The organism is Halococcus saccharolyticus DSM 5350, assembly GCF_000336915.1.
GTDB classification, from domain to species: Archaea; Halobacteriota; Halobacteria; order Halobacteriales; family Halococcaceae; genus Halococcus; species Halococcus saccharolyticus.
Map to the genome: position 1 here is coordinate 244,358 of NZ_AOMD01000030.1, position 21,905 is coordinate 266,262.

General features: G+C 66.7%; 24 protein-coding genes. 16 read left to right on the forward strand and 8 right to left on the reverse strand.

Annotated features, from left to right (window positions below):
- Positions 1-60 precede the first annotated feature (60 nt).
- Together lonB and C449_RS14840 are read left to right on the forward strand one after the other, a co-directional pair.
- On the forward strand, positions 61-2,109 hold the full coding sequence (lonB, locus tag C449_RS14835; protein ID WP_006078854.1) for an ATP-dependent protease LonB: 2,049 nt from the start codon (positions 61-63) through the stop codon (positions 2,107-2,109).
- Between the two features lies 1 nt (position 2,110).
- The gene (locus C449_RS14840) at positions 2,111-2,992 is read left to right on the forward strand and encodes a CPBP family intramembrane glutamic endopeptidase (RefSeq protein WP_006078855.1); all 882 of its coding nucleotides are present in this window, start codon (positions 2,111-2,113) and stop codon (positions 2,990-2,992) included.
- 11 nt (positions 2,993-3,003) lie between these two features.
- Here C449_RS14840 and C449_RS14845 read toward each other — a convergent pair whose 3' ends face one another.
- Entirely contained in the window at positions 3,004-3,465 is a 462-nt protein-coding gene (locus C449_RS14845) for an MGMT family protein (RefSeq protein ID WP_006078856.1), read from the reverse strand.
- 95 nt (positions 3,466-3,560) lie between these two features.
- On the opposite strand from C449_RS14845, the gene trpC reads away from it, so the two are divergent.
- The 4 genes from trpC to C449_RS14865 all read left to right on the forward strand — a co-directional run bounded on the left by trpC (position 3,561) and on the right by C449_RS14865 (position 7,316).
- Complete coding sequence (gene trpC / locus C449_RS14850) at positions 3,561-4,325, forward strand: indole-3-glycerol phosphate synthase (protein ID WP_006078857.1); 765 nt, start codon at positions 3,561-3,563, stop codon at positions 4,323-4,325.
- Positions 4,326-4,420: 95 nt separating this feature from the next.
- On the forward strand, positions 4,421-5,659 hold the full coding sequence (gene trpB / locus C449_RS14855; protein WP_241430133.1) for a tryptophan synthase subunit beta: 1,239 nt from the start codon (positions 4,421-4,423) through the stop codon (positions 5,657-5,659).
- Positions 5,659-6,498: a tryptophan synthase subunit alpha gene (gene trpA, locus C449_RS14860; RefSeq protein WP_006078859.1), complete on the forward strand. Its 840-nt coding sequence runs from the start codon at positions 5,659-5,661 to the stop codon at positions 6,496-6,498. Before trpB ends, trpA begins: the two co-directional genes overlap by 1 nt.
- Positions 6,499-6,521: 23 nt before the next feature.
- On the forward strand, positions 6,522-7,316 hold the full coding sequence (locus tag C449_RS14865) for a 2-amino-3,7-dideoxy-D-threo-hept-6-ulosonate synthase (protein WP_006078860.1): 795 nt from the start codon (positions 6,522-6,524) through the stop codon (positions 7,314-7,316).
- A gap of 19 nt (positions 7,317-7,335) precedes the next feature.
- Here C449_RS14865 and C449_RS14870 read toward each other — a convergent pair whose 3' ends face one another.
- Positions 7,336-8,013, reverse strand: coding sequence for an HAD family hydrolase (locus tag C449_RS14870; RefSeq protein WP_049914299.1), 678 nt, complete (start codon positions 8,011-8,013; stop codon positions 7,336-7,338).
- 106 nt (positions 8,014-8,119) lie between these two features.
- Here C449_RS14870 and C449_RS14875 point away from each other — a divergent pair, with 106 nt between their 5' ends.
- The 3 genes from C449_RS14875 to C449_RS14885 all read left to right on the forward strand — a co-directional run bounded on the left by C449_RS14875 (position 8,120) and on the right by C449_RS14885 (position 11,833).
- Positions 8,120-9,355 (forward strand): 3-dehydroquinate synthase II, encoded by a 1,236-nt coding sequence (locus C449_RS14875; protein WP_006078862.1) that lies wholly within the window; start codon positions 8,120-8,122, stop codon positions 9,353-9,355.
- 30 nt (positions 9,356-9,385) lie between these two features.
- Positions 9,386-10,666 carry an RDD family protein gene (locus C449_RS14880; RefSeq protein ID WP_006078863.1) on the forward strand — a complete coding sequence of 427 codons (1,281 nt, stop codon included), beginning with the start codon at positions 9,386-9,388 and terminating at the stop codon, positions 10,664-10,666.
- A gap of 99 nt (positions 10,667-10,765) precedes the next feature.
- Entirely contained in the window at positions 10,766-11,833 is a 1,068-nt protein-coding gene (locus C449_RS14885; protein ID WP_006078864.1) for a S8 family peptidase, read from the forward strand.
- Between the two features lie 21 nt (positions 11,834-11,854).
- On the opposite strand, the gene rimI is transcribed toward C449_RS14885, so the two are convergent.
- Positions 11,855-12,325 carry a ribosomal protein S18-alanine N-acetyltransferase gene (rimI, locus tag C449_RS14890; RefSeq protein WP_006078865.1) on the reverse strand — a complete coding sequence of 157 codons (471 nt, stop codon included), beginning with the start codon at positions 12,323-12,325 and terminating at the stop codon, positions 11,855-11,857.
- Between the two features lie 185 nt (positions 12,326-12,510).
- Here rimI and C449_RS14895 point away from each other — a divergent pair, with 185 nt between their 5' ends.
- On the forward strand, positions 12,511-12,876 hold the full coding sequence (locus C449_RS14895; protein ID WP_006078867.1) for a cell division protein SepF: 366 nt from the start codon (positions 12,511-12,513) through the stop codon (positions 12,874-12,876).
- Between the two features lie 40 nt (positions 12,877-12,916).
- Here C449_RS14895 and C449_RS14900 read toward each other — a convergent pair whose 3' ends face one another.
- Both C449_RS14900 and C449_RS14905 read right to left on the reverse strand, forming a co-directional pair.
- Positions 12,917-13,309 carry a DUF5611 family protein gene (locus tag C449_RS14900; protein WP_006078869.1) on the reverse strand — a complete coding sequence of 131 codons (393 nt, stop codon included), beginning with the start codon at positions 13,307-13,309 and terminating at the stop codon, positions 12,917-12,919.
- Positions 13,310-13,335: 26 nt separating this feature from the next.
- Positions 13,336-14,280: a DUF7093 family protein gene (locus C449_RS14905; RefSeq protein WP_006078870.1), complete on the reverse strand. Its 945-nt coding sequence runs from the start codon at positions 14,278-14,280 to the stop codon at positions 13,336-13,338.
- 153 nt (positions 14,281-14,433) lie between these two features.
- On the opposite strand from C449_RS14905, the gene C449_RS14910 reads away from it, so the two are divergent.
- From C449_RS14910 to C449_RS14920, 3 genes are all read left to right on the forward strand, one after another.
- On the forward strand, positions 14,434-14,730 hold the full coding sequence (locus C449_RS14910; RefSeq protein ID WP_006078871.1) for a DUF6432 family protein: 297 nt from the start codon (positions 14,434-14,436) through the stop codon (positions 14,728-14,730).
- Positions 14,731-14,766: 36 nt separating this feature from the next.
- Positions 14,767-15,906, forward strand: coding sequence for a CAF17-like 4Fe-4S cluster assembly/insertion protein YgfZ (gene ygfZ, locus C449_RS14915; RefSeq protein ID WP_006078872.1), 1,140 nt, complete (start codon positions 14,767-14,769; stop codon positions 15,904-15,906).
- A 74-nt stretch (positions 15,907-15,980) separates the two neighbouring features.
- Positions 15,981-16,793, forward strand: a complete 813-nt coding sequence (locus tag C449_RS14920) for a TrmB family transcriptional regulator (RefSeq protein WP_006078873.1) — start codon at positions 15,981-15,983, stop codon at positions 16,791-16,793.
- Positions 16,794-16,810: 17 nt separating this feature from the next.
- Here the strand turns inward: C449_RS14920 and mptA are convergent, their stop codons facing one another.
- The 3 genes from mptA to C449_RS14935 all read right to left on the reverse strand — a co-directional run bounded on the left by mptA (position 16,811) and on the right by C449_RS14935 (position 19,468).
- Positions 16,811-17,758 (reverse strand): GTP cyclohydrolase MptA, encoded by a 948-nt coding sequence (mptA, locus tag C449_RS14925; RefSeq protein ID WP_006078874.1) that lies wholly within the window; start codon positions 17,756-17,758, stop codon positions 16,811-16,813.
- A gap of 116 nt (positions 17,759-17,874) precedes the next feature.
- Positions 17,875-18,723, reverse strand: coding sequence for an NAD(+)/NADH kinase (locus C449_RS14930; RefSeq protein ID WP_394295355.1), 849 nt, complete (start codon positions 18,721-18,723; stop codon positions 17,875-17,877).
- Between the two features lie 322 nt (positions 18,724-19,045).
- Positions 19,046-19,468, reverse strand: a complete 423-nt coding sequence (locus tag C449_RS14935; protein ID WP_006078876.1) for a universal stress protein — start codon at positions 19,466-19,468, stop codon at positions 19,046-19,048.
- Positions 19,469-19,588: 120 nt separating this feature from the next.
- Here C449_RS14935 and C449_RS14940 point away from each other — a divergent pair, with 120 nt between their 5' ends.
- From C449_RS14940 to gpmI, 3 genes are all read left to right on the forward strand, one after another.
- Positions 19,589-19,945, forward strand: a complete 357-nt coding sequence (locus tag C449_RS14940) for a DUF7113 family protein (RefSeq protein WP_006078877.1) — start codon at positions 19,589-19,591, stop codon at positions 19,943-19,945.
- Between the two features lie 98 nt (positions 19,946-20,043).
- Positions 20,044-20,169, forward strand: a complete 126-nt coding sequence (locus C449_RS14945; protein WP_049914302.1) for a hypothetical protein — start codon at positions 20,044-20,046, stop codon at positions 20,167-20,169.
- Between the two features lie 85 nt (positions 20,170-20,254).
- Positions 20,255-21,883 carry a 2,3-bisphosphoglycerate-independent phosphoglycerate mutase gene (gene gpmI, locus C449_RS14950; protein ID WP_006078878.1) on the forward strand — a complete coding sequence of 543 codons (1,629 nt, stop codon included), beginning with the start codon at positions 20,255-20,257 and terminating at the stop codon, positions 21,881-21,883.
- The last annotated feature ends 22 nt before the right edge of the window (positions 21,884-21,905 follow it).

Below are 21,905 nucleotides of genomic sequence, written 5' to 3' on the forward strand. Positions count from 1 at the left end.
TCCGAGGGGAGAAAGTATATCAGTAAACGCGCCCTCTATTTCTCTGTTAGAGACAGTCTCATGAGTAACGACACGGACACCGACGACGCGTTCCCGACCGAGCACGACCCGGATCCAGACCCGGGATCGAACTCGGAGCCGGGAGACGACGAGAGCATTCCCCTGGGGGAGGAGCTCGGTAGCGACGTCGAGATCGAGGCCGAGATCGACGAGGACGCCGAGGACGGTCTGCTCGGCGGCCTCACAATCGAGAGCACGGCGGACATCGAGATTCCCGACCGGCTCGTCGATCAGGTCATCGGGCAGGATCACGCCCGCGACGTGGTGATGAAAGCCGCGAAGCAGCGCCGCCACGTCATGATGATCGGGACGCCGGGCACGGGCAAATCGATGCTGGCGAAGGCGATGAGCCAGCTCCTCCCGAAGGAGGACCTCCAAGACGTACTGGTCTACCACAACCCCGACGACGGGAACGAACCGAAGGTCCGCACAGTACCTGGAGGGAAGGGCCAACAGATCATCGAGGCCCACAAGGAGGAGGCCCAAAAGCGCAACCAGATGCGCCAGTTCCTGATGTGGATCATCATCGCCATCGTGCTCGGGTACTCCTTCCTGATCGCGGGTCAGATCCTGCTCGGTGGGGTGCTCGCCGTCCTGATCTACCTCGCGTTCAAGTACAGCTCCCGGAGCACGGACGCGATGATCCCGAACCTCCTGATCGACTCCTCGGACACCCAGACCGCGCCGTTCAAGGACGCGACCGGCGCGCACGCCGGTGCGCTGCTCGGCGATGTCCGCCACGACCCGTTCCAGTCGGGTGGGATGGAGACGCCGAGTCACGACCGCGTCGAGTCCGGTGCGATCCACGAGGCCAACAAGGGCGTGCTGTTCATCGACGAGATCAACACGCTCGATATCCGGTCCCAGCAGAAGCTGATGACCGCGATCCAGGAGGGCGAGTTCTCGATCACGGGTCAGAGCGAACGCTCCTCGGGCGCGATGGTCCAGACCGAACCCGTGCCGACGGACTTCATCATGATCGCGGCCGGGAACTTGGACGCGATGGAGAACATGCACCCGGCGCTCCGCAACCGGGTCAAGGGGTACGGCTATGAGGTGTACATGGACGACACCATCGAGGACGACCCCGAGATGCGCCGGAAGTACGCCCGGTTCGTGGCCCAGGAGGTCGACAAGGACGGTCGGCTCCCCCACTTCACGCGCGAAGCGCTGGAGGAGATGATCCTCGAAGCCCGCCGGCGTGCGGGCCGGAAGGGCCACCTCACGCTCGAAATGCGCTCGCTCGGCGGTCTCGTGCGGGTCGCGGGGGACATCGCCCGCGCTGAGGACAAGGAGTTCACCGAGCGCGAGGACGTGCTCCAGGCAAAGCGCCGGTCGCGCTCGATCGAACAGCAGCTCGCCGACAACTACATCGAGCGCCGGAAGGACTACGAGCTCTCGGTCTCGCAGGGCGACGTCGTCGGCCGCGTCAACGGGCTCGCGGTCATGGGCGATGACTCCGGGATCGTGCTGCCGGTGATGGCCGAAGTGACGCCATCGCAGGGTCCCGGCGGCGTGATCGCCACCGGGAAGCTCCAGGAGATCGCCGAAGAGGCGGTCCAGAACGTCTCGGCGATCATCAAGAAGTTCTCGGACGAGAACATCTCCGAGAAGGACATCCACATCCAGTTCGTCCAGACTGGCCAGCAGGGTGTCGATGGCGACTCGGCCTCCATCACGGTGGCCGCAGCCGTCATCAGCGCGCTCGAGAACGCCCCGGTCAAACAGAACGTCGCGATGACCGGCTCGCTCTCGGTCCGTGGTGACGTCCTCCCGGTCGGTGGGGTGACCCACAAGATCGAGGCGGCGGCGAAGACCGGCTACGACAAGGTCATTATCCCGAAGGCGAACGAACAGGACGTGATGATCGAGGACGAGTACGAGGACATGATCGAGATCGTCCCGGTCAGCCACATCAGCGAAGTGCTCGAAGTCGCCCTCGCCGGCGAGGGCGAGGCCGACGGGCTGGTCGATCGCTTGAAATCGATCACGGGCCAGGCGCTCGAACGCCAGGTCGGCCAGGGCACCGGCAGCCCGAGCCCGCAGTAACGTGGCCCGGTGGGCGGTCTTCGCCGGCCTGACCGCCCTCGTTCTCTTCGTTTTACTCGCGCTCGCGCGCGCTTCCCAATCGACTATCGACGACACTTCTTCGGCGGTCGACGACGCCTCGGCGGTTGACGACACCATCTCGACAGTCGGCGATGGATCGCCGACTACCGAGCCCGTTCCCTCTCGTCGTGACGAGGACGTTCCACCCGACAGTCCGTTGGATCACGACGACAGGGACCCGATCGAACAGCCATCGGCGGGACCAGACAGAACACGTCGGTCACCGTCGTTTTCGACCGGCGCGCTGCTCGCGAACGTCGCACTCTCACAGGGACTGTTCGCGGTCGTCTTGGTTGGTGGGGCGTGGTACGCCCGAATCCCGCCCACCGCACTCGGGGTGCGTACCGCACCGTTGAGCACCGGACTACCGGCGCTCGGGATCGGGATCGTCGTGGGGATCGGGCTCTACCTCGTCAACGAGCTCGGGACGCTCGGCGCGAACGCGGTGGGGATCGAGACGCCCGACGCGCTCCGCGAATCGCTCGCCCCGGACTCGCGGGCGGGCTGGATCGTCCTCCTCGGCGTGGTGCTGCCGACCATCGCGATCTTCGAGGAACTCCTCTTCCGGGCGGCGCTGATCGGCGCACTTTCGGCCGGGTTCGGACTCTCGCCGTGGCTGCTCGCCGTGCTTTCGTCGGTCGCGTTCGCGCTCGGCCACGGCGCACAGGGTACGATCGGGATGGTCGCGACCGGGGGGCTGGGATTCGTGCTCGCGGGCGCGTTCGTGCTGACTGGCAGTCTCCTCGTCGTGGTGGTCGCTCACTACCTCGTCAACGCACTGGAGTTCGCCGTCCACGAGAGTCTGGGCGTCGAGTGGTCGTAGGACCGGATTCTCTACAACCCTTCCAGCGACCGCAACCGCTGTTCGACTTTCGGCGGAGCGGCGCTCGGGCCGTCGCGAACGCGATGGTCGGGGATCACGAGCGGCACGGGGTTCCCGTCGAGTGCCGCCCGCACGCGGTCGCGGTCGTCCTCGTCGTCGGCGTCGAAATCGGCAATGCGGCGGGTGAGGCGCTCGACAGTGACCTGGCTACCGTAGGGAATTTCCCGGACGGCTTCGAGCACCGCCCGCTGGTCGGTGGGAACGGTCAGCGCTACTTCGACGTCCTCAAAGTCGTCCTCGACACCCTCCAGATAGTCGAAGATCCGATCGAGGAGGTCGTGATCGGACGCTGCCTCGCTCGCGAGGCTGCCCGGAAAGGAGATCGAAACCACGCGTCCGCTCGCGATCCCGACCTGGACACACCGGTCGAGATACGACGACTCACGGGCGTAAATGCCGGCTTCCTCAGTCATGAGAGTGATTGAGCGCTGTCGTCCTTCAACATTCGGCTACCGTGCGCCCGCGCGACGCAAGCCTTATGTACAGAACAGTCCTTTGATGTACAACTATGAACGCGAGCGAGGGGGTCGCCCCCGCGATCGAGTCGATCCTCGCCGCCGCCCGCGAGCGCGGGGGCGGGGACGAACGAGTGTCCGTCGACGCACGCTCGTTGCCCGCAGCGCTTTCGACGGCCGAAGCCGATGGACGAGTTCCGATCATCGCGGAGGTCAAACCCACGAGCCCGACGACCGACGGCCGGCGCGACGCGGACCCGGTCGAACTCGCCACGGCGATGGTGGACGGCGGCGCGGCGGCGATTTCGGTACTGACCGAACCCGATCATTTCGGGGGATCGCCCGATGCGCTCCGCGCGGTCCGAGCAGCTGTCGATGTCCCGGTACTCCGAAAGGATTTCGTGCTCGATGAGTCCCAGCTCGACACGGTGGAAGCGGACGCCGTGCTCCTGATCGCGCGCTTTCTCGACGACCTCGACGGGATGATCGCGGCGGCGCGCGAGCGCGGGTTTCACCCGCTGGTCGAGGTCCACACCGCGGGGGAGCTCGATCGCGCGCTCGCGGCGGACGCTGATCTCGTGGGCGTGAACAACCGCGATCTCGCGCGGCTCGACGTGGACCTCTCGACGTTCGAGCGAGTCAGTTCGGCGGCTCCGGATGACGTCACGCTGATCGCCGAAAGCGGTATCGGGAGTTCCGAAGACGCCAGGCGGATGCGCGAAGCGGGCGCGGACGGGCTTCTGATTGGGAGCGCGATCATGGACGGCGACATCGCGGCGAACACACGCCGACTCACGACAGCGGAGGTGGAGGCGTGAGCGACGCGGGTGCCGGTGCGGGTATCGGCACGGAGGGCCGGAATACGGACGGGAAGTTCGGCGAGTACGGTGGTCAGTACGTGCCGGAGGCGCTGATGCCCGCGATCGAGGAGTTGACCGACGCCTACGAGCGGTACGTCCTCGACAACGAGGACGGGTTCGTGGACGAGTTCCGCGACCGCCTCCGCGACTTCGGCGGGCGGCCGACGCCGCTCCAGCGTGCCGAGCGGCTGAGCGAGCGTTACGACACCGAGGTGTATCTCAAGCGCGAGGACCTGCTCCACGGCGGCGCGCACAAGCTGAACAACGCGCTCGGCCAGGTCCTGCTCGCAAAGTACATGGGCAAGGAGCGGGTGGTCGCCGAGACCGGCGCGGGCCAGCACGGCACTGCGACCGCGATGGCCGCCGCCCATCTCGATATGCCTTGCGAGGTCTACATGGGCGAGACCGACATCAACCGCCAGCGACCCAACGTGTTCCGGATGCGGTTGAACGGTGCGGACGTCACCCCGGTCACGGCGGGCCGCGGGACGCTGAAGGAGGCCATCAACGAGACGATGCGTGACTGGGCGACGACTGTCGAAACCACCCACTACGTGCTCGGGAGCGTCGTCGGCCCCCATCCGTTCCCCGCGATGGTCCGCGATTTTCAGGCCGTGATCTCTGAGGAGGCCAGACGACAGATCCGCGAGCAAACCGACGGACTCCCCGACAGCGTCCTCGCGTGTGCGGGCGGCGGCTCGAACACGATGGGTGCGTTCGCGGCCTTTCTTGACGACGAAGACGTGTCGCTTCACGCGGTCGAGGCGGGCGGCTCGTCGCTCACGGTCGACGAAGAACGCGGTGTCGCACCCAACTCAGCGTCGCTTTCGACAGGAGGAGAGGGCGTGCTCCATGGCGCGCGCACCCGACTCCTTCAGGACGACGACGGCCAGATCCTCGAATCCCACTCGGTTTCGGCGGGGCTCGACTACGCGGGGGTCGGCCCTGAGCTCGCTCACCTCGTCGAGTCCGGGCGCGTCCGGGCAGTCAACGTCGACGACGACGCCGCGCTTGCGGCGTTCCATCGGCTCTCCAACATGGAAGGAATCATCCCGGCGCTCGAAAGCGCCCACGCGCTGGCGTATCTGGAGCGCGTGGCCGGGCTGGACGGCCCGGCCACGGAGGGATCGAGCGGGAAACCGCGAGACGAAGCGCACGACGACCTCGGCGACACAGTAATCGTGAACGTCTCCGGGCGGGGCGACAAGGACCTCGAAACGGTGATCGAGGAGACCGACCGACGGGAGATCGAGGAAGCGCCCGAGATGGACGTCTTCACGGAGGGGCTCTGATGGACGCCATCGAATCGGCCTTTGCGGACGGCCCGGCGTTCGTGCCGTACCTTGCGGCGGGCGATCCCGACTACGACGCGTCGCTCGAATACGTCAAGGCGCTCGCGCGCGGCGGGGCCGACGTGATCGAGCTCGGCCTCCCCTTCTCCGAGCCCGTCGCGGAGGGACCGACGATCCAGGCGGCGGTCAACCGCTCGCTCGACGCCGGGATGACCCCCGATCGCTTCTTCGCGTTCGTCGAGGAGCTCGATGTGGACGTGCCGCTGGTCTGTATGACCTACTACAATCTGATCTACCGGTACGGTGACGACGATGCGGAGCGCCCGCGAGCGTTCGTCGAACGCGCCGCCAAGGCTGGGATCGAGGGGTTCGTGGTGCCCGACCTGCCGGCTGAGGAAGCCGACCCGCTCCGGGAAGCGTGCGACGAGTTCGACTGCGATCTCGTGTTCATCGTCGCGCCCACGACACAGGGTGAGCGCCTCGATCGGATCATGTCGCGGGTCTCGGGGTACGTCTACGTCCAAGCGCGTCTCGGCGTCACTGGCGCGAAGGCGAACGTTTCGGAGCAGACGGGGCAGAGCCTCGACCGGCTCGCAGAGTGGGACGTACCGAAGGCGGTCGGGTTCGGGATTTCATCGGGCGAGCAGGCGGGCGAGGTGGTCGCGGCGGGCGCGGACGGCGTCATCGTCGGGAGCGCACTCGTCGACATAGTGGCCGAGGGTCACGAGGCGGACGAGGACGCTGCGACCGTGGCCGACCGACTCGAAGCGAAGGCCCGAGAACTCAAAGACGGGGCGGTCGCAGGCGCGCAACGCACGCCGCGACCGGAACGAACATAACCGCCGTGCGACCGAATACCAGTATGACAGCCGGCACGCAAGCACGACTCGATCGCATCGGCACAGACGGCCGCTATCTCACGGTGCCGATGGACCACGGCATCACGATCGGAGCCGTCGACGGTCTGAAAGAGATCGAGGACACCATCGACGCCGTGACGCGCGGCGGCGCGGACGCAGTCCTGACACAGAAGGGCATCGCACCGCGAGTCCATCCCAACAAAAACGGCGCGGGCTACGTGGTCCACTGCAACGCCTCGACCACGGTCGGCCCCGACACCAACGACAAACGGATGACCGCGACCGTCGAGGAGGCGATCCGGGCGGGTGCGGACGCGGTCTCGATGCACGTCAACGTCGGCAGCGACTCGGAACCGAACCAGATCGAGGACCTCGCGGAGCTGTCCAAACGCGCCGGTGAGCTCGGGATTCCGGTGCTTGCGATGACCTACGCTCGCGGACCCGGCGTCGACGAGGCCGACCCCGAACGCCTCGGCCACGCGGTTCGGCTGGGCGAGGAGTTAGGGGCCGACGTGGTGAAGACCGGCTATTCGGGGGATGCGGAGAGCTTCGAACACGTCGTCGAGTCGACCAGACTCCCAGTGGTGATCGCTGGTGGCGAACCCGAGGGCGATCACGCGACGCTCGCGAACGTCCGCGGGGCGATGGACGCGGGCGCGGTCGGCGTCTCGATGGGACGGACGATCTTCCAGCACGACGATCCCGAGGCGATCACGAGCGCGGTTTCGGGCGTCGTCCACGACGATCTCCCGGCCGACGAGGCGCTCGACCGAGCGGGTCTGGCGGTTGAGGCCTGATCTTCCGACGGATTGGTTTTCAGAGCACGTCGCCGAGGTCGTGGAGGCTGTCGAAGACGTGGTGGGGGTCGTGGCCGTCGTGATCGCCGCCGTCGCCTTCGACTGGGAACCACGCCGCCTGGAGGCCGGCGGCCCGCGCGCCAGCCACGTCGTGTCGCAGCGAGTTCCCGACGTACAGCGTCCGCTCTGGGTCGGCGTCGAGGGCGGTTGTCGCTCGCTCGAACGGCTCGGTGGCGGGTTTTGGAGGGGTCATCTCACCCGCGTAGACGTGGATCTCGAAGGCGTCGTGGATGTCGAGCGCGTCGAGCTTTTGTCGCTGAGTCGCCCGCCCGCCGTTCGTGATCAGGCCGACGCGGCCGTGTTCGCGGGCCCGCTCCAGCGCTGTCTGCGCGCCGGGTCGAAAGGAGACGTCGGTGTGGTCGGTCGCGTCGTCGTACGCCTGTGCGAGCACGTCCGGACTATCCGTCGCGCCGTCGTGGCGCTCGCCCGCGGCCCGGAAGGTCTTCGTCAGGAAGTCGATGTCGTCGTCGGCATCGTCGACGTCGTCGGCGGCGGCCCAGAGTTGGGTGGGGTCACAGAACTGCTCGACGCCTGCGTCGTCGAACGCCGTTGCGAGCACGGCGTCGGGATTTTGGTTGTAGGTCAGCAGCGTTCCATCGAGATCGAAACAAACCGTCGAAATCGGGGGTGTCGTCACTGCCGGCCGTTGGCGAGCGGCGGCGATAAGCGTTCGGCCGCACAGCGTCCGGGTTTCCGTTGGCGGTTTCGCCACGTTCAAGCCGCCCCGCACCGAGCGCCACGCTATGACACGTTCCGTCTGGCTCAAGGCCGACGACGCGGTTGGCGACTGGGAGAGTCGAAAGAAACGGATCACCGCGGGGCTCGAAGCCGGCGTCGACTGGGTCCTCGTCGACGAGGACGACGTCCCGCGCGTGCGCAATCTCGGCGCGGTGTCGATCGCCGCCTTCCGGAACGGAGGGATCGACGTCGTCGACACCGCGGACGACGGACCGGATGCGGTCGCCGTCGGCAAAGACGGCGAGGGCGACGGTACCGCCGACCTTCCACCCGATCTCTCGGGATCGGCGGACCTCTCGGCGCTCCGACGGGGCGACGCCGACACCGCCTACGTCCGGGTGTTCAACCAGGATTACGAGTCCTTCGCCGAGACCGCGGCCGAGGCCGCCGATCACACCCTCGTGGTGAGCGAGGATTGGACCATCATCCCGCTCGAAAACCTGATCGCGCGGATCGGCGACGAGACCGAACTCGTGGCGGGCGTCGAGACCGCCGAGGAGGCCCGCACCGCGTTCGAGACGCTCGAAACCGGGGCCGACGGCGTGCTTCTCGACAGCGATGATCCCGACGAGATCCGAAAGACTGTCGAGATCAGAGACGAGGCCGAGCGCGAGCAGCTCGATCTCCAGTGGGCGACGATCACCGCCATCGAGCGCGTCGGTTCCGCCGATCGGGTCTGTGTCGACACCGGGTCGCTGATGGAGAGCGACGAGGGGATGCTCGTGGGCTCGATGAGCCGCGGGCTCTTTTTCGTCCACGCCGAGACCGCCGAGTCGCCGTACGTCGCCTCCCGCCCGTTCCGGGTGAACGCGGGCGCAGTCCACGCCTACGCCCGGACACCCGGCGGCGGGACGAAGTACCTCGCCGAACTGGGTAGCGGCGACGAGGTGCAGGTGGTCGACACCGACGGTCGAGCGCGCGAGGCGGTCGTCGGACGGGCGAAGATCGAGCGCCGACCGATGTTCCGGATCGAGGCCGCAGTCGGCGGCGACACCGAGGCTGGTGGTGCGGACGATTCCGGTGAGGTTGACGAGGCCGAGTCGTCCGACGACGATGATTCCCCGCTCGAAGGAGATCGGATCGAGACGCTGCTCCAGAACGCAGAAACCATCAAGGTCGCCACCCGCGACGGGCCGCGAGCGGTGACCGACCTCGAAGCCGGCGACGAGGTGCGGGTCCACTACGAGGACACCGCTCGGCACTTCGGCGAGGCGGTCGACGAGCGGATCGTCGAGAAATGAACAGCGTGAACGGCATCGCTCGCCCGTCACATGACCGATAGCGTCGCGCTGCGGCTGTTCGGTGTCATCCACGTCGATCGGCTCGGAAAGGTGACTGCCGAACTCGACGAGTACGCCGCGGATGTCGACGCGCTGTTCATCGAGTATCCCGAGACGGACCCGGACTGGCGGACGTACGGCCGCTGTCTGCTGAAGACACCGGCGTTTTTCTTTGGTCTCATCCTCAACAGCCTCCTCCAGATGCCCCTGTTCGTACTCCTCAATCGAGGCATGAGTCCGCTACTCAGCACCGGGATGAACGCTGCACGACGCCTGAGCGACGACCGCGACGTACCGATCCACCGCATCGATGCGCATCCGCTGTTCACTGCGGCCGACGCTCCGTGGCCGTGGATCATCGTCAACTGGGGGCTTCTCGTCGGTCTCGGCGCGCTCTGGCCGCGATCGCTGTTGACGACGGTCGGCACGCTGCTTGCGGCGTGGCTGGTGACCAGCCTTCCGGCTCGTTATACTCCCTCCCTCGGCGCGCTCTTCGGAACGGTGGTGCCGTGGTCCGCGGTGGCGATCGGACTCTGGTACGGGTTCCTCTCGCTTCCTTACCTCGTCGTGTTCTTCGTCGCGTTCGTGCTGCACGTCGGACGAACGCTCATGAGCCGGAACCGACACATGCTGGAGCGAATTGAGGAGATTTCGGCCGAACACGGCTACGAGCACGCCTGTCTGATCACCGGCAAGGCCCATCTGAGTGGTCTCACCCGGCTGGCCGACGATACCAGCGTGTCGATCGCCCGATCCAGAGCGAGCAAGTGGCTCCGACACTCCGACGACGAACGCACCGATCCCGAACCGACGACGGACGACGGCGGCGTGTTCGTCCACCCTGACCCGCGCGAACCGATCAATCCCCGAACCACGTCTCCACGGACTGCGGCGGGACTGATCGATCTCGTCTGTGTTGCGATTCTCTTCTTCCCGATGGCGGTCGTGGGTGGTGTCGTCTCCGGACTCGTCACCGGAGATGTGACGACCACTGGACTGCTTGTCGGGGCATTCTCAACCCCGATACTGTACGGATTCACCCTCGAAGCAGCGTTCGGCCGAACGCTTGGGAAGAAACTCGCCGGCTTGGTCGTTGTGACCGCTGACGGATCGCGGTGCTCGGCGCGAAGCGCCGCGGTGCGAAACCTTCTCCGGATTCTCGACTTCCCCCTGTTCTATCTCGTCGGATTCGGTGTGATGGCGCTCACTAAACAGCGCCAGCGTCTCGGGGATTTGGTCGCTGGAACCGTTGTTGCGAAGACGGATTCGTGACACAGAGCGCTCCACGCCGACGTTCCCGTCTCGTGATTTCTCCTCGCGATCCGGAACAACGTTAAGACGGTACGACCGAAAGAACGAGCGGTGGGAACAATGAACGAACGCATCGTCTTTGCACGCGAACCCGCCGAGTTCCTCGAAGAGAAAGACTGCGACGTCGTCGAGACGTACCACTTCGGTGATGTCGGCAGCGCGGCGCTCGTCGAATGTGAAACCGAACACGAGTCGGCCATCGTCGACGACGACCGGGTGCTCGCGATCGAGGCGAACTACGAAGTCGAGCCCCACATCGAGCCCACGCACGTGAGCGAGGAGCGCGACACGGTGGCCACGATCGAAGACGTTCGGCGACTCCACGACGTTCCCGAGGACGACGCCACCGGCGAGGGCCTCACCGTGGTGGCGATGGATTCGGGTATCGATCCCGACCACCCGGTGTTCGAGAGCGTCGCCATCCAGCAGGTCGACGTCACGGGATCGGGGACGGGCGATGCGGTCGGTCACGGTACTGCCGTGCTGGGGCAGGTCACACGGCTCGCCCCCGAAGCGGACCTGATCGCACTCCGGATCTTCGGCGAGGAGGGCCGGACGAAAAACAACGTCATCATGCGCGCCTACGAGTGGCTCCACGACAACACCGACGCGTACGACGTCGTGAACATGTCGTGGGGCTCGCAGGAGACGTCGCAGGCGATCAACCGCGTCCATAACGGCCTCGTCGAGAAAGGGGTCAGAGATGTGGTGTCGGCTGGCAACTCCGGCGAAAAATCGGGTAGCCCCGCGACCGCCGAGCGCGCGTTCTCGGTCGCGGCCTGCACCGAGGACGGGGCGATCGCGGAGTTCTCTTCCTACAACCCCGATCGCGACAATCCCGACGTGGCCGCCATCGGCAAGGACAACCGACTCGCCCAGGCGTCGGGGACGACGATGGGGACGGATCTCGACGGCCCGTGGGTGAAATCGTCGGGCACCTCGTTTTCGGCTCCCGAGGTGGCCGGAATGGTGACGAAGTACCTCGACACCAGCGGATCGACACCGCCCGAGACGATCATGCGCGACTTCGAGGCGGCGGCGCGAAACATTCCCGACCAGCCGCGCGACGGAGCCGGCCTCGCCGACTACACGGCTGCCGTGGAGCAGAGCTCCGGCGACGAGCGCTGACCGCCAGCAGCACCGATGTAGTCACCCGTCGAGATCCCGAACCAGCACGAGGGCGTCCTCGCCGTCGGCGTAGTAGCCCGGTGAAGTCGTGCGGTGGGTGAAGCCGAACCGGCGGTAGAGCCCGAGCGCGGGCTCGTTGCTCTCGCGGACTTCGAGCCTGACCGACCCCGCCTTCTGCTCGCGCATGGCGTCGATCGCGCGAGCGAGCAGGGTCGCGCCGATGCCCTGCCCCCGGGCGAACGGAGCCACCGCGATGTCCTTGACGTGGCCGATCGGTCGGCCGCTTTTCGGCGTCGTGTCGGCGAGCACGTACCCCACCACCTCGCCGGAATCGGCCACCAGAAATCCCGGTTCGCCGAGGAACCGCTCGAACGCACGGTACGGCCACGGCTGCGGAAACGAGGCTTTCTCGATCCGGAACACCGCCAGCAGATCGGCCCGAGCGGCCTCGCGGGTCCGCACGGATCGGTCGTCCGTGGCCGTGGTGGTCACGATCGGGGTAGGGCTGGTGGACACTTATACTGCCGGAGAACTGCCCCGTGATCGACCTTACTGTCGGTGGAGTCGTCCCGAGTCGGCGGAATCGACCCGCGTCGGCGGATCGTTGTGGGGCTCACCAAAGACGGGTGTGACACTGCGTCGTAAGAGATATACCGCCGACGGCCGCGGTAGCGGGCATGGGTCTGATGGACAACCTTCTCGGGAGTCGCGAGCCGCGGCGCGGGACCGGCGGCGGCGAGTACGTCGAACTCGACGCCGACGACGTCGAGGGGTCGGTCGGCGAGACGGCGACCACGGTGCATATCGCCAGTATCGACAGCCAGCGTGACGTCATCGACATCAAAAACGCCATTTACGACGGCGACATCGTGATTGCCGACATCACTCGTCACTCCACCACCGACCAGACGATGGAGCGCATCACTCAGGACCTCCAGGAGATCACCCGCGAGGTCGGCGGCGACATCGTCCAGAAGGCCGACGACCAACTCATCATCACGCCCGGAACGATCGGCATCTCTCGCACGAAACTCGGCCACTGACTTCGTCTCACCGCTCTTTCGTCACCCGTCTTCGCCGCGCTCAGACGTTGTCGGGTGTGTCCGCATCGTCCTCGACGGTGCGCTTCATCGACTCGCGGCGGCTCTTGGCGTCGCGGCCGGTGGCTTCGAGCAGGAACTCGTTTTTCGCGTCGACCGCGTCGGCGGCCGCGTCGGCGTTGCCCTCGGCGATCACGTCCTCGGCCGGACGTTCCTCGAAGTCGACCGCGAGGGTGTCTTTCTTGCTACCGTAGGAGACCGCGCCCGCGACGACCCGCTCGAACACCGGGTTCTCGGGGTCCTCGACGACGTGGAGATCGCTGCCGTTGTGCTCCTCGGTCGCCGTGATCGGACCGAAGTACTCCTCGACGGTGCCTGCCATATCGGGGATCCGTTCGTCGAGATGCTCGCCGCGCCGCATCTTGTACTCACGCATGAACGGCCCGTTTGCGAGCGGCGGGGTTATCCCTTTCGCGTCCCGCGCGCGAGATACCCCGTCCGACACTCCGGACAGCTGTCACCCGCCCGCAGCGGCGAGTCGACGACCGCGGCGGTGAACCCACACTGCCGGCACGCGAACGTCTCTCCCGGTTCGACCGTCCCAGGTGAGCCGTTCGTTCCGGTAGTACCTTCTTTCGCGCGCGTTTCAGCCCCCTCCGGCGTCCACTCCTCGGAGAGCGGCTGTGTCTCCGATTCAGAGTCGTTGCCAGCCGTGGAGTCAGCTGTGTCGCCGATGGGTGTGAGCGACTCCGTCCCGTTCCCCGTCCGTCCCGTCGATCCCGCCGATTCGGCGCTCGGGTCCCCGGGCCATTCGCCGGGTGCGCGGCCCGGCTCGTCGGCAGGGTCGTCAGTCTGCGACGCCTTGACGGTCGGAATCTCGCCCTCGGAACTCGTCGCAGCGGTGTCCGTGGCGGTGTCGGATTCACGTTCGGTCGCTGGCGCGGTTGCGGTGGCGTCGGATTCGTGTTCAGTCGCGGTGGCGTCGGACTCGTTGTCGGTCGCGGTAGTGTCGCTCGCTGGCTCGGTCGCCGATAGCGTCTCGGCGTCAGTTCCCGATATTTCGTCGAGCGAGACCGCCGTGTCCCCAGTGGAACTCGTCGCGTCTTCGGGTGGACTCTCGCCGTCGAGCGTGCCGTCCTCGATCGTGATCGAGCCAGTCCCGTCGGCCGCCACGTTCTCCTCGGCGGTCGCCGCGACCACGCGGCCATCCCCGTCGCGGACCACGCCGGCCTCGGGTTCGAGCGCCGTGATCTCGGTGTTCGCCGAGACGGTCCGCTCGTGACCGCAGTGTCGACACGTCTGGACCCGCTTTGCCGTCCTGACGACCTCCGCTCCCCGTTCGTCGCGCTCGCGCTCGACGCCGGTCTCACCGTAGTCGTGCCCGAGCACCGAACAGCGAAGCCCCATTGACACGCCATTGCGGCCCTGTGTGACATAAAGACTCCCCTTCGGGCGAACGAATCGGATGGAGGGTGTGACGAAATCGGGACGATCACGGTGCGGACGCACCACCCGATCGAGGGGATAAGGGTAAGGCGAGTCCGGTCGAACGCCCTGTACATGAAGGTAAAGCGGGAGTTCCGGGACCGCGACGACACGGAGGTGGCCGTCCTCGACGCGCTGGTCGACCGTCAGGACGGCATGACCGTGTTCGAACTCCGCTCGCACGTCGCGGTCGGCATCGACGACCTGGAGGACGCGCTCGCCGCGCTCAAAGCCGACGGCTTGATCGAGGCCGACGACGACGGCGGCGAGCGCACGCTGATCAAACCCGACGACCGGGTGGTGCCCGAGCCCGGCGAGGAAGACGTCGAAGAGTCGTTTTTCGATCATCTTCGCGACCGACTCGGCCTATAGCACGACTTATCCCCGCCCGGGACCGACGATACGGAAATGACGCTCGTCGCCGGCGTCCACGAGTCTCACGGCGCGACGTTTGCCGATCGTGGCGGCGTCCGTGTCGCCGCCGAGTACGGTCGTCCCGACCGCGCCGCGCGCGCCGTCCGGAACGTCGTCGGCGTGATCGAGATGGGCTACGGCGTCGTCACCGTCACCGGCGACGACCGGGTCGAGTTCGTCGACAACGCCGTCTCGAACCGCGTTCCCCACGAGGACGGTGCGGGCTGTTATGCACTCCTGTGTGATCCCCAAGGACGGATCGAGACCGATCTCTACATTTACAACGCCGGCGAGCGCCTGCTGCTGTTCACCCCACCCGAGCGCGCCGCCCCCGTCGCCGACGACTGGAGCGAGAAAACGTTCATCCAGGACGTCGAGATTTCGGTCGCGACGAGCGAGTTCGGCGTGTTCGGTGTCCACGGCGCGAAGGCCACCGAGAAGATCGCGAGCGTTCTCAATGGCGCGAGCACGCCCGAGGCACACCTCCAGTTCGTGCGCGGCACGATGGGCGACGACGGCGTGACGGTGATCCGTGGCGACGGCCTCGCTGGCGAGGAAGGGTACGAGGTGATCTGTACGGCCGATCGCGCCGAATCGGTGTTCGACACCCTCATCAACAACGGGCTGAACGCCGCACCCTTCGGCTATCGAACGTGGGACGCGCTCACGCTCGAAGCCGGGACGCCGCTCTACCACACCGAACTCGAAGGGCAGATTCCGAACGTGCTCGGGCTCCGGAACGCGCTCGACTTCGAGAAGGGGTGTTACGTCGGTCAAGAGGTCGTCTCGCGCGTCGAGAACCGCGGCCAGCCGAGCCGTCGGCTGGTCGGACTCCGGTCCGAGTCGCTGCCCGAAGCGGGCGCGACGGTGCGTGCCGCGGGCGAATCGATCGGTGAAGTGACCCGCGCGGCCGAGAGCCCGATGCTCGAAGAACCGATCGCGCTCGCGCTGGTCGCGTTCGACGCCCCGACCGACGATCTCGCGATCGAAGTCAGCAAGGCGTCGGACGACGCCTCGGACAGCCGGACGCAGTCCGGCGACGATGGTGAGATACACGACGCCACACGGGAGTCGCTGCCGTTCGTCGACGGTAGTGACCGATCGGCACGACTTCCCGACTACGGCGAGGACTGAACCGACGGGAAGATTGGATCAGCGAGAACGTAAACTGACGGTGGGTTTATGCGCGAGCGGTCACGGATGGTGGTATGGCGAGTCTCAGGGATCTCGGTCTCTCGGAGTACGAGGCGCGGGTCTACCGGGCGTTGCTCGATACCGGGCCGACGACCGCGAAGGAGCTCTCGCGCGCGAGCGAGGTCCCGATGGGCCGGATCTACGACGTGCTGGCGAGCATCGAAACGCATGGCCTGGTACGCGCTCAGACCGCGAGCCGGCCGAAGAAGTACGTCGCGGTCGAGCCCGACACCGCGCTCTCGCGATTGCTGGAGGACCGCCGGCGCGAACTCGACGCCAAGGCCGACCAGTACGAGGAGATCGTCGACGACCTGATCGGCGAGCTCGACGCAACCGATCAGTCCACCGAGACGTTCTGGACGGCGGCGGTCGGTCCTGCCGACACCGCGGATCTCCTCGTCGAACGACTCGCGACCGCCGACGAGAGCGTCGTCATGGTGGCCTCGGCGCTCTCCCGGCAGTTCGACGTCGATTCGGTCGGTGATCGAGTGACTGCGGAACTCGATGCGGCGGTCGAACGTGGCGTCGAGGTCTCGCTGCTGATGCGCCCGGATCTCGTGTCGGCGCTGCCCGAGACCGTCGGCGAGCGCTATCTCGACCGACTCGCGCCGAACGAGCGCTTCGCCACCCGGACCAGCGAGGCCGTCGAGCGCACCTTCACGGTGATCGACGGTGTCGAGACCTGTATCGAGGTCCCCCACCCGCTCGACAGTAGCGAGTCGTTCGCGATGATCGATTTCCAAGACCCGGCGTTCGCGACGGAAATCTTAGAGGAGTTTACGCCACGGTGGGAACAGGCTGAACCGCTCGCGCTTGGGGACGAATAGAAGCGGCGAAAGCGAACTCAGTCGTCGGCCGGGACGTCCGTGCCGTCGAGTTCCTCGCGGAGCGTGCGCACCTCGGCGACCCGTTCGGCGTGAGCGTTGTGCTGGTGGATCGACTCGTCGTTCGACTGTTTCATCGTCACCACTGCGTCGTCGGGGAGGTCGGGGAACTCCCGAACCACGCCCTCGGCCATGTCGCGGACGCAGTCCTCGACGAACTTCGCGTTCGCGTGGGCGTGCTCAGTCATGTAGTCCTCGTCGGGACGCTTCGCGAGGTTGTATATCCGCGCACTCATCGAATCGCGCGCGACGTCGATCAGGTCCGAGAGATCGGCCTCGGGTGCACCGTCGCTTTCGACCCTAAGCGTTGCGTGGCCGCGCTGAGAGTGGCCTGCCTGGGGCACGCGGTCGAGGAACTCCTCGGTCGTCTCTTCGTCGACGCCGAGATCCGCGAGGGTCTCGCGGGCGCGCGAGTTCGACATCCCCTGCGAGCACGGACAGACCGTCATCCCCGTCACGCGGGTGCCGATCTCTGCGGTGGTGCCCTCCTCGGTCGCACAGGCTCCGGCGATGATGGTCGCGGTGCCCTGGGTCGGCCGGTCGGTCGCGGGGGTCCGCTCGCGGGTGACGAGTTCGGCCTCCATCTCGACGGTGGCCTCGGTGGTGTACTCGTGTTTTTCGAGCAGACGCTCGGCGGCGTCGCCGCAGACGTCCTCGACCCGGTAGGCCGGCTCCGCGACCGCAGCCTCGAGGGTCTCGTCGACGACCTCCATGTTCCGACTCATGTCCGCGCCCTTGCGCCACGAGGGGAGGTCGACGAACACTTCGAACTCCGCCATCAGGACGATCGGGCGATCGTCGGGCCGATCGAGTTCGACGAGCTTCTCGACCCCGGTGACGCCGACCTGGTTGAGGCCGACGGTGACGTCGGGCTGGGCGGCCTGGACGTCCGGTAGCTGCTGACTCATTGGATCAGTGTTGGTGGTGGCGCTGGTTACGTTTTGCGAAAGCCGCAAACCGTTTCGTGCTTTCGCAACCATCGGTCCGCCGATTGGCGGGGTGGACGGCCGTGGTCACGCCGCGATTAGTCGAGCTTGTCGAGCGCGCTGAAGAATTCGAGCGGTGGGCCCGCGATCCGCAGTGGCTCCGGGGCGCGGTCGATGGTGACTTCGGCGGGCGGTTCGATCGTCTCGCGGGTTCGGCCGTCACCCACGACGACCGCCTCGGGCGCGTTCGTCACGCGGACGACGATCTCGTCGGCGTCGACGACCAACGGGGGCATCGTTTCGTCTGCACACATTTCGGTGACGACGAGGGCGTCGACAGTGGGATGGATCAGTGGGCCGCCCTCGCTCAGATTGTACGCGGTCGAACCAGTTGGAGTAGCGACGAGCACACCGTCGGCGTGTCCGTCGAGGTACGACGCACCGTCGACCTCGACCGCGACATCGGCCCCGCCGCCGGGTCCGCGCCGGCCCTGAACCACGATCTCGTTGAGCGCGGGCGGCAGCGTCTCGCCGTCGTTGGTCGCGCGGAGCCGCGGGACGGCGCGTGTGCGGGGCTGGCCCTTGGTTGCGATTCGTTCGACCTCGCGCTCGACTGTCGCCACCGCTTCCTCAGGTGGGGTGGCGTTCAGGAAGCCGACTTCGCCGAGATTGACGCCCATCACGGGGGCTTCGTCAGCACCGCGTGCAGCGAAGAGGAGGGTGCCGTCACCGCCGATCGAGACCACGAGATCGCACTCGCTCATCCGGTCGACCGGGTGGCCGGCGTGATCGAGCGCGTCGGCGGTCGCCTCGTCGAGCCAGATCCTGTCTCTTATACACATCTCNTATGGCGAAACGCGTGTTGGTGCCGATCGACGGCTCGGACGGAGCGTGGGACGCGCTGGAGCACGCCGTCGCGGAACATCCGGACGCACATCACCTTTCACTTACTCCCGCCGGGCAAAAACCGCGTGGTCCGCGGGCTGTGCGGCGGCGGTGGCGGGGCGGTAGCGGGGCGGTGCCTGGCGGATGAAGGGCGAGGTGCGCGAACGGGGAGCGAAGCGACCCGTGAGTAGCGAACGGAGTGAGCGCGTGCCGAGGGCTTCGGCGGTGTTGTGCGGTTGCGGAGAGCGTGGCGTCCGGCGAGCGAAGCAAGCGCGGTTCACCGCGAGCGACCGCAGGGAGCGAGCGGGTGTTTTTAGTCCAGGTTTTTGCGAACTCCCTTGCGAGCGCAGCGAGCAACGGGGGTGAAGTAAAAAAGTGGGTGTTTCAGCGAACGACCGTCACCGGCACCGGCGAGCGCCGAACGGTGGTCTCGGCGACGCTGCCGAGCAAGATGCGGGAGACACCTTCGCGGCCGTGGCTCCCCATCACGATGGCGTCGATCGGCTGTTCGTCGGCGAACTCCACGATCGCCCGAGAGGGGCGACCGACCACGATCTCGCTGTCGAACGCACGACCGCCGAGACGATCGGCGGCGACGTTGAACAGTTCCTCGGCCCGCCGCTCGGCGGTCTCGTACCACTCCTCGGCGTACCCGACGTCGCCGACCTGGCCGCCCGCGCCCGCCCCGACCGGGTTGATGACGTACAGCAGCGTGAGATGTGCGTCCGGATGTTCCGCGACGGCGTGCTCCAGCGCGTCCCACGCTCCGTCCGAGCCGTCGATCGGCACCAACACGCGTTTCGCCATGTGTGAAAGTACCACACCGACCGAGTTAAATCCACGGCTTGTTGCCGCCGAGGGTATCGACCACCGCCGACTGCCGCCGACGAACACCGAGGTTTTGACCGCTCGGCACCGACGACGAGTATGCTTCTGATCTACGGGCGGGCTGGCGGAACCGATCTGACCGGGACGCTCTACGAGCGTGGTGAGGACGCTCCCTCCTTCAGCGGTGCGCCCGACGAGGACGCTCCCTACGTCTGGGTCTGTGACTCCTTTTACGAGGTCGAGAGCGGTGGCCAGCGCCAGCGCGTCGACGGTGAAACGGTGAACGTCGCCTTCGAGTCCCCGGTGGCTCACGGGTTCGAAACCCGCGAGCGCGCAGTCGACGGGGCACGCGAGCATCTCCGAACCCAGTTCGCCCGGATCGGCGTGTCCGAGGACGATGTCGAGATCGAGGTCGTCGAGCGCGACCCCGATACCTACGACGGATCGGTCCCCTGAATCCGGTGACATCGACACGGTTGCCCTTCTCCCACGACCGCGACACGCCCGGCGCTCGAAAGCCAGTCGACTATCCGGCTTCGGGTACTGTCGACTGCATGGTTAAAACCAGTACGCTGGTGATCGCGATCGGCATCGTCATGTTGTTTCTCCCTGAGCCGATCACGTCGGTTCTCGGGCTCGTCGTGATCGCCGTCGGCGTCGGCCTTCGACTGTTCGGCTGATTCGGTGTCGAAACCGCCCGTCCAACGAACCACCGGACGGCTGGGAGTGCGAAGGATAGTTACCCACCGACGATGAGTGGCGTGTATGCGAGCGGCGCTCGTCGTGCTCGACGGCTGGGGGATCGGCGACCACGATCGGCTCGACGCGGTCCGGGCGGCCGACACGCCCACGATGGACCGCCTCGCTGATCAGGGAGCGACGGGCACTCTCGACACCTCGGGGCGGTCGGTCGGCCTCCCCGACGGACAGATGGGCAACAGCGAAGTCGGCCATCTCACCATCGGCGCAGGGAGAGTGATCGATCAGAGCTACACCCGGATCACGCGCGCCATCGAGGCGGGCGATCTCCTGAAAAACGACGCTATCGCGTCGGCGTTCGCTCACGCCGAGTCGAACGGCGGTCGGGTCCACTTCATGGGTTTGGTGAGCGACGGTGGCGTTCACTCCGATCAGCGTCACCTTCACGCGCTGATCGCAGCCGCCGCCGACCGCGGCGTCGACGCGGTCACCCACGCGTTCACCGACGGTCGAGACACACCTCCCAAGAGCGGCGCGGGTTACCTCGCCGATCTCGAAGCCGCGGTCGATGAGCACGGTACCGGCAACGTGGTCACCGTCACCGGCCGGTACTACGCGATGGACCGGGATCGAAACTGGGAGCGCACCCGCCGAGCCTACGACGCGATCGTCGAGCGTGACGCCGACCACACGGCCGGGACAGCGGTCGAAGCGGTCGAGGAGTCGTACGACCGCGGCGAGACCGACGAGTTCGTCGAGCCGACGCTGGTCGACGGCGAGGCGCAACGCACTCCGGAGATCGAACGGTGGAGTCGTGAGCAGGGCGGCCCGGCGCTCACCGACGGCGATAGCGTCGTCTTCTTCAACTTCCGGGCGGACCGCGCGCGCCAACTCGTCCGGATGCTCACTAACACTCGCCGCGAGTGGGAGTTCGACCTCGACCAGCCCGCGATCGAACTGGTAACGATGACCGAGTACGACGAGACCTTCGATTTTCCCGTGGCGTTCGCGCCCCACGAACCCGAAGACAGCCTCGGTGAGACTCTCGCTGCCAACGGCCTGACTCAGCTCCGGATCGCCGAGTCCGAGAAGTACCCCCACGTCACCTACTTCCTCAACGGCGGACGCGAGGTGGAGTTCGAGGGCGAAATCCGAGAGATCGTCGACAGCCCGGACGTGCCGACTTACGATCAGCGACCCGAGATGAGCGCCGAAGCGATGACCGACACGGCCATCGGAGTGATCGAGACGGACGATCCCGATGTGATGGTTCTCAACTACGCGAACCCTGACATGGTGGGTCACACCGGCGACTTCGACGCGGCGGTCGCGGCGGTCGAAGCCGTCGACACCCAGCTGGCGCGTCTCGTCGCGGCCTGTCACCGGGCAGGGGCGCACGTACTGGTGACCGCCGATCACGGCAACGCAGACGACATGGGCACGCCGGACGACCCGGACACGGCCCACACGCTGAATCCGGTCCCCGTGGTCTATCTCGCACCCGGTGGGTCCGACGACCCTGCGGTAGCGAACGGCAACGCTGCGGCCGGGAGCACCGATGGTGGGAAGCGAATTCGCGACGGCGGCACGCTCGCCGACCTCGCCCCGACGGTGCTCACGCTCTGCGGGGTCGTGGTGCCCGATGCGATGACCGGCGAATCGCTGCTCGTCGAGACCGGTCGCCGAACGCATTAGCCGCCGGGAACCGTAGCGGAAG

Excerpts from the sequence above, each read along its gene's own strand:
- lonB (WP_006078854.1), top strand. The coding sequence starts at position 61 with ATGAGTAACGACACGGACACCGACGACGCGTTCCCGACCGAGCACGAC.
- C449_RS14845 (WP_006078856.1), bottom strand. The coding sequence starts at position 3,465 with ATGACTGAGGAAGCCGGCATTTACGCCCGTGAGTCGTCGTATCTCGAC.
- trpC (WP_006078857.1), top strand. The coding sequence starts at position 3,561 with ATGAACGCGAGCGAGGGGGTCGCCCCCGCGATCGAGTCGATCCTCGCC.
- trpB (WP_241430133.1), top strand. The coding sequence starts at position 4,421 with ATGCCCGCGATCGAGGAGTTGACCGACGCCTACGAGCGGTACGTCCTC.
- trpA (WP_006078859.1), top strand. The coding sequence starts at position 5,659 with ATGGACGCCATCGAATCGGCCTTTGCGGACGGCCCGGCGTTCGTGCCG.
- C449_RS14865 (WP_006078860.1), top strand. The coding sequence starts at position 6,522 with ATGACAGCCGGCACGCAAGCACGACTCGATCGCATCGGCACAGACGGC.
- C449_RS14875 (WP_006078862.1), top strand. The coding sequence starts at position 8,120 with ATGACACGTTCCGTCTGGCTCAAGGCCGACGACGCGGTTGGCGACTGG.
- C449_RS14880 (WP_006078863.1), top strand. The coding sequence starts at position 9,386 with ATGACCGATAGCGTCGCGCTGCGGCTGTTCGGTGTCATCCACGTCGAT.
- C449_RS14885 (WP_006078864.1), top strand. The coding sequence starts at position 10,766 with ATGAACGAACGCATCGTCTTTGCACGCGAACCCGCCGAGTTCCTCGAA.
- C449_RS14895 (WP_006078867.1), top strand. The coding sequence starts at position 12,511 with ATGGGTCTGATGGACAACCTTCTCGGGAGTCGCGAGCCGCGGCGCGGG.
- C449_RS14900 (WP_006078869.1), bottom strand. The coding sequence starts at position 13,309 with ATGCGTGAGTACAAGATGCGGCGCGGCGAGCATCTCGACGAACGGATC.
- C449_RS14905 (WP_006078870.1), bottom strand. The coding sequence starts at position 14,280 with ATGGGGCTTCGCTGTTCGGTGCTCGGGCACGACTACGGTGAGACCGGC.
- C449_RS14910 (WP_006078871.1), top strand. The coding sequence starts at position 14,434 with ATGAAGGTAAAGCGGGAGTTCCGGGACCGCGACGACACGGAGGTGGCC.
- ygfZ (WP_006078872.1), top strand. The coding sequence starts at position 14,767 with ATGACGCTCGTCGCCGGCGTCCACGAGTCTCACGGCGCGACGTTTGCC.
- C449_RS14920 (WP_006078873.1), top strand. The coding sequence starts at position 15,981 with ATGGCGAGTCTCAGGGATCTCGGTCTCTCGGAGTACGAGGCGCGGGTC.
- mptA (WP_006078874.1), bottom strand. The coding sequence starts at position 17,758 with ATGAGTCAGCAGCTACCGGACGTCCAGGCCGCCCAGCCCGACGTCACC.
- C449_RS14935 (WP_006078876.1), bottom strand. The coding sequence starts at position 19,468 with ATGGCGAAACGCGTGTTGGTGCCGATCGACGGCTCGGACGGAGCGTGG.
- C449_RS14940 (WP_006078877.1), top strand. The coding sequence starts at position 19,589 with ATGCTTCTGATCTACGGGCGGGCTGGCGGAACCGATCTGACCGGGACG.
- C449_RS14945 (WP_049914302.1), top strand. The coding sequence starts at position 20,044 with ATGGTTAAAACCAGTACGCTGGTGATCGCGATCGGCATCGTCATGTTG.
- gpmI (WP_006078878.1), top strand. The coding sequence starts at position 20,255 with ATGCGAGCGGCGCTCGTCGTGCTCGACGGCTGGGGGATCGGCGACCAC.